The sequence below is a fragment of the Empedobacter tilapiae genome (assembly GCF_004785645.1).
GTDB classification, from domain to species: domain Bacteria; phylum Bacteroidota; class Bacteroidia; order Flavobacteriales; family Weeksellaceae; genus Empedobacter; species Empedobacter tilapiae.
In genome coordinates this window covers 1-11,323 of sequence record NZ_SRPE01000021.1, presented here as the reverse complement: position 1 = coordinate 11,323, position 11,323 = coordinate 1, and the positions used below count along the sequence as shown (strand labels likewise).

Below are 11,323 nucleotides of genomic sequence, written 5' to 3'. Positions count from 1 at the left end.
TGGTTACGTTGCACGTTTTTGGACAAAGAGGTCCGCCAGAAAAGTATCTTATCGGAAACAAACTTGCTTCTGTGAATTAACTTTTACGGGTAAGGGAATTTGTGTTTAAAGCACAAAAAAACAGCCAAAACGCATGAAGAAATACAACTTCAACCACAAAAAAAGCAGTAATCCTAAAATTACTGCTTGTATATCTTAAAGCCACATTTCGAAAACCCCATAATACATAAAGCTACTCCGGTTCCGTTCAACGGGCTTTCATCTCTAGCCCTCCGGGCAAGACGAAAGCTTAGTTATTACCAGCAGTTTTTTTTATTACACTTAATAATATCAAGCTCATTAACAAATAATTTAGTAAAATCAATACTTTTCTTATTAAAAGTGATTTATCTAGATTACTTGTTAGTTGTTTAGCTATTGATGTTTTAATTGGATCAATATTATTCTGATTAATAATATTCAGGTTATAACTTTGTTGATTATCTGAAAAGATTTCTAAATACACTATTTCCTTTTTTTGATTTTTTGCTATAATCCAAAACTCTTTTGTTCCATCATTTTCAAACCAAAAATCATTAGATTTTTCGTTTGGATTTAAGTTGGAGTCAAAATAAGCATAATTGCCTTTTCCATTCCATTCATTGTCCCAAAACACAATAGAATATATTTTTAGTGCTTCATTAGTTTGGTTCTCAGTTTTAACATTTATAGGAGTTGAAGCACCAAAAGAATTATTAAATAAATAGTCAATTCCTATAGCAGTGATACTGAAAAATATCCCAAAAATTACAATAAATATAAAAAGGCAATTGTTTTGACCTTTTGCAAAATACATTGAAAATAAAATTGCAATTAAAATAAGTAAAGAAATAAAAAGTATTGACATTTTTTAAAATTGCTGGTAACATTGTTTTTTACGAAACTACTATAGCTTTAGTTTCGTAAAAAATCAGCTATATCTGCATTTCGTAAAATTAAAAACAAATATAATTATAATTTTGTAAATTAGATACTTATAAAAACAATATTCATGTATCACGAAATAATTTAATGTAGAATGTAATAATGAATGTATGGATAGCGAAACAATTCTAAAAACCTTACAAAATCGATTAAAATTACAACGGTATGCAAACAATACTATAAAGTCGTATTGTAGTTACGCTCAAGTTTTCTTAGAGCAAATGGAAAAATATAATAGTTTAGATGAAATTCCTATTTCAGAAATCGAATTATTTATTAATACAAAGGTAATCCAAGAAAATATAAGTGCATCTTATCAACGCTCTTTGGTTGGGGCAATTAAAAAAGTATTTGAATTAGTTGAAAATCAAAAAATCGAATTAAATTACCTTTATCCGAAACGAAAAGTTAATAAATTACCAACTTTCTTTTCTCAAGAAGAAGTACGAAATTTATTAAATGCAACAGAAAATTTAAAGCATAAAGCTATTCTTACAATAATCTATAGCTGTGGATTGCGACTAAGCGAATTGATTAATCTAAAAATTGCAGATATAAAATCGGAAAGTGATTTACTTCTTGTTCGTCAAAGTAAAGGTAACAAAGATCGAATAGTTGCTTTGCCAGATAAACTTTTGCTATTATTGAGAGAATACTATAAGGTTTATCAACCTAAAGATTTTTTGTTTGAAGGCGCTAAAGGCGATCAATACAGTGAAAGAAGCGTCCAATTAATCTTGAAAAACGCAATGAATAAAGCTGGCGTTTTATCAAAAGGCAGCGTACATACCTTAAGACATTCGTATGCTACTCATCTTATAAAAAGTGGAATTGATGTACGTGTAGTTCAAGAATTATTAGGTCATAACGACATTAGAACTACCATGATTTATACGCACATTACAGATATTGATAAAAAATCGACACCAAGTCCCTTAGATTTTTTGTGATAATTCTTTAATTTAATACATCATTTTATCTCAACAATCTTCACCACCTCACTTTTCAATACTTTAGTTCCTGCTTCATTATAAGTCTGTACTACGGTCACTTTAATTCTATCGTACTGAGGAGTTGGAAAATTTAATAACTCTCCAATATTTTTATATCCAAATGCTTTTGCTAATAGAGTTATGTGACGGGTGCTATATTTATGTCGTTGTGTAGCAGATTCTACATTCCCAACAAAAGATTTAGCAACACCCATTTTCAAACTGAGCTCATCTTTAGTAAATCCATGTTCCTTCCTAAGATTTTTCACATGATTTATCAAGTCAAAATCGAATTGAGTAGTTTCAAATTCAAATAATTTATTCATTTCTGAAAATTTATTAATCCAACTTGTTGGATATTAAAATAATTATATTATATTTGTTATAGCGAATTGATAATTAGTCTATAAAGACGTATTACTGACGATGTGTTCTCGACCCTAAAACGACCAATTTTACTATCGAGAGTATCGTGAAATCGCTCCATGTCTCAAAAGTTTTGTACTTTCGTATACGGCATGGGCGGTTTTCACATATGCTTTAGATAGAGACTTATTAAATCGAAAGTTTTCTAAGTAGGATTTGGTCGCCCTTGACTCTAAAGTGTGAAGCCGCCTTGCTTTTTTTGCAAGTATTTCTTCATACACGAGAAACATCGTTCCATAAAACCCAACACAAAATGAGAACGAAACAATTTCCATTCATCCGTAAAAAACCGCCAGACAAAGTCTGTTGGTTAACTACTTCTTTTTAAAGAACAATCCTCCGTTTTATAACATTTAACGGAACGTAAAGCAAAGAGTAATCCTTTCTTTACACGCTCTCTATCAGAGCCTCGCTAATGAGACTTTGACAGCTAGGTTATACTTTTATTTTTCACACATTAAAAGTAAATCCTTTATTGCCATTTTCCAAATTTATTGGGGTTCTGCTACCTATTATTTAGATGTGAGATGTGAAATTTTAGTATTGAGAGGATTGTATTATGTAATAAGTAGTAGGTACAGATTAGATGTTAGATATTAGTATTGAGATTTTAGAGTTTGAAAAAGTACATTGTATTATGTATTTGAGGTTAAAAACGGGATTCTTCGACGGGCTCAGAATGACAAACTCCGTTGTTGAAAGTGATAACGAATTTAAATATTGAAAAAGGATTATAAAAACGTCATATGATTTGGAGGCGAGTGTCAAAAAGTTGAAGTAAATGGTTAAAATATTTTACTGTTTGCGTAGCAAATGATTTAAAATATTGAATGACTGAAACTAATTTTGACCGTCGAAAATCAAAGACAAGAGTTTTTTGATTACTTTTTTGCTCTCAAAAAAGTGATAGAAAGATTTCTAGATACCTCGAAATAGCAGAATATTAGAGAAATAATGTGTTAAAAAATGTTAAAATCCTGTATCGGTGTATATCGAAAATGACACTTTTCTGTATCGGTTGTATATCCGCGCTGTATCCATTCTATATCCATTATATATGCGTTCCGTATGGTTTGTTCGAGGTTCGTGTATCGGAAGGGATAGGATTTAGGATTTACGAAGTGGGATTTATGATGTAAAATGTACAAATTAGATGTGAGATGCATTTGAGGTTAAGAATGAGGTTCTGAACATAATTTACGATAATAAGAAAATGATTATATGTTCATTTTTTATTCATGAGTTATTATTATTTCAAATGAATTCATATGCCCTACGGGGAGCCTTGATGAAAAAACATTTGAGATTAAGAGGAGATGCGCCAGTGGAGCTTAGGTACATTTTTAAACTTTTACCTTAGTGCAAAGTCTGTGCTAACAGAGTATGTGATTACAAAACATCAAGTCGGTGCTTACAAGTCGGTCAATAATGGCTACTCGCTAAATGCTTTAAATCATTCGCATGTAAAATGCGAACAGTAAATCATTTTTGACGCTCTTTACGCCGAATTGACACTCGCCTTTTCAGCAATGACGGTTTTAAAATCCGTTATAAAAAGTGGATTTGAGTATTGAAAAAGGATGATGAAACCGGTATTAAAACTATCACGTTAAGAAAATGGTTAAATGGAGCGTTAAAAAGGTTTTAGCCCGTAGGGTTTGTAAAATCTTTAGTGAAATGAAAACATTTTTAGTAGAGAGGTTTACAGCCAAGCGTTTTTTGTTTCGTTTTTTGCGCTCAAAAAATGAAAATAAAGAACAAATTTGAAATAAAAAACCTTTCCCAAAAACAAAGTTGGCGCGATGTACTGGAAAAGGAGAGGCTTTTAAAGCTAATGTTGAATTTTAAAAAACTTATGTAAAATTATGAAAAAGTAAACAGATTCACACTCTATCCCCCGAAGGCAACCTAAGAAGAAAGTAAATGATCTTCATAAAGTGATTAGTGTTAATTTTTCATTTATTAATGTAATTTTTAAAACTGTTGGAGGGGGTATTTGTGAGTAGGAATATAGAATAAAAGTAGACGCGCGCGCGTGAAAATAGAGATGAAATTCTAAATTAAATTTGCGATAATTAGAAGTTCTCTATTTATTGCTTTTTGCTTGATCAAAAAGTAATCAAAAAATCAAGACCGCGATTTTCGACGTTCAATTCCCATTTCACGCACTAAAAAGATTAAATGATTCGCATGCTCACTAATCTTTTTTACGCTTGTTTCAATGGATTGAAGCTCGTCTGCAAATCGTATGTCGACTCTAAAATCCGTTATAAAAAGTGGATTTGAGTATTGAAAAAGGATGAAGAAAATGGTATTAAAACTCTCACGTTAAGAAAATGTTTGAGTGCAACGTTAAAAAGATTTTAGCCCGTAGGGTTTTTTAAATCTTTAGAGAAATGAGAACATTTTTAGTAGAGAGGTTTACGGCCAAGAGTTTTTTGATTACTTTTTTGCTCATAAAAAAGTGATAGAAAGGATATTACTTTCATTTTTTTTCTTGATAAAAAAAACGAAACAAAAAAAATCAAGTCTGTGCTTACAAGTCGGTCAATAACGGCTACTCGCTAAATGCTTTAGAACATTCGCATATCAAATGCGAACATAAATCATTTTTAACGCTCTTTACGCCGAATTGACGCTCGACTTTTCAGCAATGACGGTTTGGTATTCGTTGCTAAAAAGGAATTTTGAATATTGAAAAAAATAGTTTTGCATAACGCAAAAAACAAAAACCCCTTTCCCAAAAACAAAGTTGGCGCGATGTACTGAGAAAGGAGTGACTTTTAAAACTAATGTTGAATTAAAAAACTTATGTAAAAACGTAGAACGTAATACGTATCACGTAAAACATAAATAAACCACCCTTATTATGCTAGAAAAAGAATTTGAATTATTAAGAAAAGGTGATTCTACTGCTTTCGAACGTATTTATGTCAGGTACAATAAACGAATATTTTGGTTTGGTAAACAAATAATTGAGGATGATTTTGTAATAGAATGCTTGGTACAAGATGCATTTCTGAGATTATGGGAATATCGCGAAAAGATGGAGTCCCCTGATCATATCTTTTTCTTTTTGAGACTTGTCATGAAATACAGTTGCTATTCGCATTTTGCTAAACCGAAGAATAAGTTTTTTAGAACTGTGAGTTCGCTAGAAGGTTATGAGAATTATCAAAGTTATTTGGCTGGATATGATCCCGCAGATAACATTCAAAACCTAATCGACCATGATAGGCAACAGCACTATTTTGAAGAGATTATAAAAGTATTACCTCTATTAAGTGACGAAAGAGAGCATTTGATAGAACTCTGTTTAAAACATGGATTTCAGTACAAAGCGATTGCTAAAGCAATGGGAAGAGGGATCACTGAAACAAGTAACGAAATTAAACATGCTATAGCGGATCTCAAGAAGATTTTAAGTCACCAAGATAAGTTGGTAAGTAAAAGAAAAACAGTCTCTACTCCAGAGAAACAAGTTCAAATAAGCGAAACACAATCGCTGATTTTAAAACTTCGATGCGAGCATAAACAATCTTTTTCAACAATAGCTTCAGCATTACAATTGTCTCAAAAAGAGGTACACAATGAATTTATAGTCGCCTATAAATTCACTCAACAAAACAAAGTTCAATCCCTAAACTATTGATGATGGAAAAATCTACCTTAATACTCACTCGAAAAATACAATTAATTATCGATTTACCAACCCAAGAAGAACGTAAAGAGGAATTAGACAAGCTTTATAAATGGCAAAATAGATGTTTTAAAGCCGCTAATTTGATTGTTTCTCATTTGTATGTACAAGAAATGATTAAAGATTTTTTTTACCTCTCTTAAGGAATTAAATATAAATTAATGGACGAGAAGAAAGATGCAGAGGGGATACTAGAGTGCTCTAGAATGAATACCATTTATCGTGTACTTTCAAAACGTTTTAAAGGCGAAGTTCCAATGAATATTTTATCTTGTTTGAATAATATGTTGTATCAATCTTTCAAAAAAGATTGTGTCAAATATTGGAAAGGTGAAATCTCATTAAAAAATTTTAAACGAGCTATGGCATTTCCTTTTAATAGCAGTAAAATAACTAAATTATGTTATAGTCAAGAGAAGAAAAGTTTTTGTTTTATCTTATTTAAAATACCATTCAAAACCTATTTGGGAAAAGATTTTACAGGTAATAAAAAACTACTGGAACAAGTGATAAGTGGAGAAATAAAACTTTGTACATCACAAATAAAATTAGAAAAAAGTAAAATATTTTGGTTAGCAGCCGTTGAAGTTGAAAAAGAAAACCATCAATTAAAACCTGAAACTATTGCAGAAGCTTCCTTGTCGTTGGAATATCCATTGGTTGTAAAAATAGGAAAATCTAGGCTTACAATAGGAACCAAAGAAGAGTTTTTTTACCGTAGATTGGCGATACAAGCGTCCCGTAAACGAGTACAAATTGGAGCAACTTATGCGAAATCGGGCAAAGGAAGAACTAGAAAACTAAAAGCTCTAGATAAAATGAGTCAAGTAGAACGTAATTACGTGCATCATCGACTGCATGTTTACAGCAGAAAGTTAATTGATTTTTGCATCAATAATAAAGCAGGAACACTTATTTTATTGGATCAAGAAGAAAAGATGGAGCTAGCCAAAGAAGAAGAATTTGTACTGAGGAATTGGAGTTATTATGAACTGATGACTAAAATAAAATACAAAGCTGATAAAGCCGGAATTGAGCTTATAACAGCATAAATTATAATTTTTGAGGGTGATTGTACACCCGTAAGGTGAGGTTGATCACGAACACTCACTAAATGTAAACAACATATACTAAGGGTGTCTGAGCGTATACTTGAATAGATAAAGGCAGGATAAAGGCAACATGAAGGCAACATAGTGGCAGTAGAATGTATGTAAACAATTTTTGTAGTTCAGGTGTTGTAATGCTAGTGTAGTTGTTTTTTATACAAAAAGGTCATGGTTAAAATATTTTATACAAACGTTTTAATTTTTACTATAGCAAATGATTAAACGGTGATGGTTTCCTGATATAAGCAAAGCAACAGCGGATACTTTGTGGTTAATGACTCGCGAAAATTACCGCGAAGCAGGAATCATTAATTAAAAAAACATTATAACTTATTATAGCATACGTTAAAAACAAGAAACATTGATTCGATTTTTGTAAATTTGAGAAACAAGCTTCTCCTCTACTTCATTTATCAACCAAATAAATAGTACAACTATGAAAAAAATATTAGTTTGTTTAATTTTAGTGATGACACAGATGAGTTACGCACAAAAAGTTTTGACAGCACAGCAATCTGATCCAAAGAATTTTAATTGGATGAAAGGGTTTCCACCTGCAAAAGAAGATATTTTGTCCGCTATAGATGGTAGCTTTTTTAACTTTCCGGCTTTACGATATAGCGTTTGTCATATGCGCGAATTTTTCCCAACTGTAAATGTCGCTTCGGCACAAGAAAACAGATATACTTGGGTAAGTAAATTGGATAAGAATATTGACAAAATTACATTTACTCCATTAGAAAGTAAGGAAACCATGACTTGGGAAGCCTCTTTACAAAAGAATTATACGGACGGCATAATTGTTTTACACAAAGGAACTATTGTGTATGAAAAATATTTTGGGGAGTTAGATTCTCAAGGTAGACATGCCTTGATGTCTGTGAGTAAAACCTTAACAGGAACTCTTGGTGGAATGTTAGTTGCTGAAGGTATTCTAGATGAACATAAAAAATGTAGTGATTATATTCCTGAATTGAAAACCTCAGCTTTTGGTGATGCGACGATTCGTCAAGTTTTGGATATGACAACTGCTTTGCAATATAGTGAAGATTACAGCGATCCGAATGCAGAAGTTTGGGCTTTTTCGGCTGCTGGAAATCCTTTTCCTAAACCTGCAAATTATAATGGACCTACAAATTATTATGATTATCTAAAAACAGTCAAGAAAAATGGTAAACATGGTGAAGCTTTTGGTTATAAAACAGTGAATACGGATGTAATGGGCTGGATTATTACAAAAGTGATGAATAAACCTTTGGCTCAAATTCTATCTGAAAAATTTTGGCAACCATTGGGAACTAACTTTGATGGTTATTACCAGATTGATGGTGCTGGAATTGCTTTTGCAGGAGGTGGTTTTAATGCTAACCTTCGAGATTTAGCGATGTTTGGTGAAATGATAAGAAACAATGGATATTTTAATAACAAACAAATCTTGCCTAAAAATTTGGTTGAGGAAATCAAAAAAGGAGGAAGTAAGCAAGCTTTTGCAAAGGCAGATTATAAACTTCTAAAAGGCTGGAGCTACAAAGATATGTGGTGGGTAACGAATAATGAGCATCAAGCATTTATGGCGCGTGGCGTTCATGGTCAAGCGATTTATGTTGATCCAAAAGCGGAAATGGTTATTGTGCGATTTGCTTCCAATCTGGTTGCATCGAATAGTGCGAACGACCCGTATTCATTACCAGCTTATGATGCTGTTGCAAAATATTTACTAAATAAAAAAGAGAACTAAAAAGTTCTCTTTTTTATTTTTGGTTGAATTGATTTATTTCATCTTCTCCACTTTTATATATTTGTTTCCATCGACATCGCTCCATGTAGGACCTTCGACCGAAACCTCATCTCCAATATTCAAGGTTTTATATTCTTGATTATTCTTTTGAAAATTTATAATGCTAATTGTTGCTTTGTAATGCTCTCCTTTTTTGGTTTCGATTGTTGCCATATAGCCATCTTTACCTCTTTCAAGTTCAGTTACTTTTCCATTCACAACAATTTGATGTTCTTCTAAAGTTGAAGTTGAATCCGTATTCGCTTTGTTTGTAGTACAACTATTCATAAAAAGTGCAGCTACAAGAATGATTAAAGCATAAGATTTTCTCATAATTATAATTTAATGACAAAAATAAAACAAACTTTATACCATATCTCTTCAATACGATGATTACTCTTCGTCTAAATTTTCTATTTCTGATTCTAGACCTTCTCCAAATTCACTTAAAGCTGAATTTAAAGAAATCTCGTTGCAATATGCAGATCCTAAATCTAAACCTTTTTGTAAAAATTGTTCTGCTTTTTCTTTTTCTCCTATAAAATAATAATACGTATAAAATAATCCGTATCCATCTGGATTTCCTAAATCTATCACACGTTGTGCCAATTGTTGTAACTCTTTATTTGGTTTAAGTTTTATATCATCTGCCGCATTCAATGTTTCGAAAACACCACCAGATTGTTCAGCAAATTTATAGGCAAAAACTACTTTACAACTTTCATCAAAACCTTCTTTACACAGTTTTGCATTTGCAGCTTCATTTTCTTTTAATTTTTGATTTAATGCTTCTTCATCAAAATCAAATAAATAGGTTGCATTATTTTTAAAATTAATATCATAATTCTCTACCATCCAATTTGCACGTTGTGCTAATTTAGGATTTGATTGAGGTTTATTTTCGAAAGATTTCAAATTTGATTTATATACTTTTTTATCTACCCAATCTGAAATTCCTTTTAATTGATTTTTCTCTTTTTTGAAGATAAAAACCGTTTTTTCGACAAATATTATAACCGAATCGTTGCGTTCGGTAAATTCGTAACCAACCTCATCAAATTCACCTATTGTTACTCTTCCTTTTCCATCAAATTTCAATGGATTATATAATTCATCTTTTGCTTTTGTTGTAAAAACGCCTTCTAATGTATTGGTCGCTTGTTGAGCAAAAAGTGCTGACATCATAAATAATGTTGTCAATAAAAATAGTTTTTTCATTTCTATAGAAAGTCTCAATTAATATTAGCCAAAATTAAACGTTTTAATTCGTCTAAAACTCACTAGAAATAGTTAAAAAATAAATTTCTTTGTAATCAACCGAAGACTCAAGTAAGGTAAAACATACCTGTTTGTAATTAACCGAGGACTCGGGAAAGGTAAAACACATCTGTTTGTAATCAACCGAAGACTCAGGAAAGGTAAAACATACCTGCTTGTAATAAACTGAGGACTCGGGAAAAGTAAAACATACCTGTTTGTAATCAAATCTTTTTAGCGAATAATAGAAAAAACTAAGTAACACTTTAACTATTATTGTGAATGTTTATATTAGCAGGAAATTAAAGAAAAGCTGATATAATATTTTTTTACGAAACTTGATTATGTTTAACTTCGTAAAAAAATAATGTTAGCTATAATTTCTAAAATAGAACCTTTGAAAAACTACTTTTATAAATATCAATTTATATTTTCAATTCTAACAGTTTTAATGATTTTTTATCAAACTAATTATAAAAATGATCTGAAAAATAATTTAAACGATAGTATAATTAAAAAATTAACTATCATAAATAAAGATTGTTACAACTATAAGATTAGTTCTTCAATAAAAGTAAATTACAATTCGAAAGATTATTATATTAAAGTTGGCGCTAAAGAATGTAAGAACATAAATATTAATGACAAAATCGAGCTTGTTTACTCTAAAAAATATGATGAGTTCGAATTACCTAAACACATTAATCGTAAAAACAATTTAGTATTATATCTATTATTATTTTTTACTTTTTTACCATTAAAAAAATTATCAACTTTAATGAATAAATAGAAACTGTAGCTAATAACTAAGCTTTCGTCTTGCCCGGAGGGCTAGAGATGAAAGCCCGTTGAACGGAACCGGAGTAGCTTTATGTATTATGGGGTTTTCGAAATGTGGCTTTAAGATATACAAGCAGTAATTTTAGGATTACTGCTTTTTTTGTGGTTGAAGTTGTATTTCTTCATGCGTTTTGGCTGTTTTTTTGTGCTTTAAACACAAATTCCCTTACCCGTAAAAGTTAATTCACAGAAGCAAGTTTGTTTCCGATAAGATACTTTTCTGGCGGACCTCTTTGTCCAAAAACGTGCAACGTAACCA

The 11,323-nt window shown here is 31.0% G+C and carries 7 protein-coding genes and 1 pseudogene; 4 read left to right on the top strand and 4 right to left on the bottom strand.

Features of this window, described 5'->3' with window-relative positions; genetic code table 11:
* Positions 1-289: 289 nt before the first annotated feature.
* Entirely contained in the window at positions 290-835 is a 546-nt protein-coding gene (locus E4J94_RS17440) for a hypothetical protein (protein ID WP_135837060.1), read from the bottom strand.
* A gap of 238 nt (positions 836-1,073) precedes the next feature.
* Between E4J94_RS17440 and E4J94_RS17435 the strand changes: the two genes are divergently transcribed.
* The gene (locus tag E4J94_RS17435) at positions 1,074-1,913 is read left to right on the top strand and encodes a tyrosine-type recombinase/integrase (RefSeq protein ID WP_135837059.1); all 840 of its coding nucleotides are present in this window, start codon (positions 1,074-1,076) and stop codon (positions 1,911-1,913) included.
* Positions 1,914-1,933: 20 nt separating this feature from the next.
* Here E4J94_RS17435 and E4J94_RS17430 read toward each other — a convergent pair whose 3' ends face one another.
* Positions 1,934-2,281: a helix-turn-helix domain-containing protein gene (locus E4J94_RS17430; protein WP_135837058.1), complete on the bottom strand. Its 348-nt coding sequence runs from the start codon at positions 2,279-2,281 to the stop codon at positions 1,934-1,936.
* A gap of 2,969 nt (positions 2,282-5,250) precedes the next feature.
* On the opposite strand from E4J94_RS17430, the gene E4J94_RS17425 reads away from it, so the two are divergent.
* From E4J94_RS17425 to E4J94_RS17415, 3 genes and pseudogenes are all read left to right on the top strand, one after another.
* A complete protein-coding gene (locus tag E4J94_RS17425) occupies positions 5,251-6,033 on the top strand; it encodes an RNA polymerase sigma factor (protein ID WP_135837057.1) in 783 nt (260 codons plus the stop codon).
* 2 nt (positions 6,034-6,035) lie between these two features.
* Positions 6,036-7,133 (top strand): annotated as a pseudogene (locus tag E4J94_RS17420) (hypothetical protein).
* A 493-nt stretch (positions 7,134-7,626) separates the two neighbouring features.
* Positions 7,627-8,928: a serine hydrolase domain-containing protein gene (locus tag E4J94_RS17415; RefSeq protein ID WP_135837056.1), complete on the top strand. Its 1,302-nt coding sequence runs from the start codon at positions 7,627-7,629 to the stop codon at positions 8,926-8,928.
* Positions 8,929-8,961: 33 nt separating this feature from the next.
* Here the strand turns inward: E4J94_RS17415 and E4J94_RS17410 are convergent, their stop codons facing one another.
* Both E4J94_RS17410 and E4J94_RS17405 read right to left on the bottom strand, forming a co-directional pair.
* Positions 8,962-9,300: a hypothetical protein gene (locus E4J94_RS17410; protein WP_135837055.1), complete on the bottom strand. Its 339-nt coding sequence runs from the start codon at positions 9,298-9,300 to the stop codon at positions 8,962-8,964.
* A 60-nt stretch (positions 9,301-9,360) separates the two neighbouring features.
* The gene (locus E4J94_RS17405; protein WP_135837054.1) at positions 9,361-10,185 is read right to left on the bottom strand and encodes a hypothetical protein; all 825 of its coding nucleotides are present in this window, start codon (positions 10,183-10,185) and stop codon (positions 9,361-9,363) included.
* Positions 10,186-11,323 lie beyond the last annotated feature (1,138 nt).

What these genes read in the sequence shown, in the direction of transcription:
- E4J94_RS17425 (WP_135837057.1), top strand. Translation starts at nt 5,251, where the DNA reads ATGCTAGAAAAAGAATTTGAATTATTAAGAAAAGGTGATTCTACTGCT.
- E4J94_RS17415 (WP_135837056.1), top strand. Translation starts at nt 7,627, where the DNA reads ATGAAAAAAATATTAGTTTGTTTAATTTTAGTGATGACACAGATGAGT.
- E4J94_RS17405 (WP_135837054.1), bottom strand. Translation starts at nt 10,185, where the DNA reads ATGAAAAAACTATTTTTATTGACAACATTATTTATGATGTCAGCACTT.
- E4J94_RS17435 (WP_135837059.1), top strand. Translation starts at nt 1,074, where the DNA reads ATGGATAGCGAAACAATTCTAAAAACCTTACAAAATCGATTAAAATTA.
- E4J94_RS17440 (WP_135837060.1), bottom strand. Translation starts at nt 835, where the DNA reads ATGTATTTTGCAAAAGGTCAAAACAATTGCCTTTTTATATTTATTGTA.
- E4J94_RS17410 (WP_135837055.1), bottom strand. Translation starts at nt 9,300, where the DNA reads ATGAGAAAATCTTATGCTTTAATCATTCTTGTAGCTGCACTTTTTATG.
- E4J94_RS17430 (WP_135837058.1), bottom strand. Translation starts at nt 2,281, where the DNA reads ATGAATAAATTATTTGAATTTGAAACTACTCAATTCGATTTTGACTTG.